Here is a 278-nt window from a genome sequence, read left to right as displayed (position 1 = left end):
CCTCTGGATTTGATTACCGTATCTGAGCAGTTAGAAATTGAAGACCAATTAGACGATGCCGGCGGCTTTGCTTATCTTGGTGAAATTGCTAAAAACACCCCCAGTGCAGGTAACATTTTATCTTACGCTGATATTGTTCGTGAACGTGCGGTTGTTCGTGACATGATCGCTGTTGCTCACGAAATTGCTGATGCGGGTTATAACCCAGAAGGCCGTGATTCAAGTGCATTATTAGATTTGGCTGAAAGCAAAGTGTTTAAAATTGCTGAAATGCGTAC

At 42.8% G+C, this 278-nt stretch carries 1 protein-coding gene; it reads left to right on the top strand.

From position 1 onward, the window contains the following. The coding region (locus AAEY75_RS14830) for a DnaB-like helicase N-terminal domain-containing protein (RefSeq protein ID WP_352259996.1) at window positions 1-278 on the top strand (278 nt) is incomplete at both ends.

Origin of the sequence: Psychrobacter sp. TB55-MNA-CIBAN-0194, from assembly GCF_040309505.1 — a bacterium.
In the GTDB taxonomy this organism is placed as follows: domain Bacteria; phylum Pseudomonadota; class Gammaproteobacteria; order Pseudomonadales; family Moraxellaceae; genus Psychrobacter; species Psychrobacter fozii.
The sequence above is the reverse complement of the archived record's forward strand: the minus strand, read 5'-3'. Positions and strand labels throughout refer to the sequence as shown.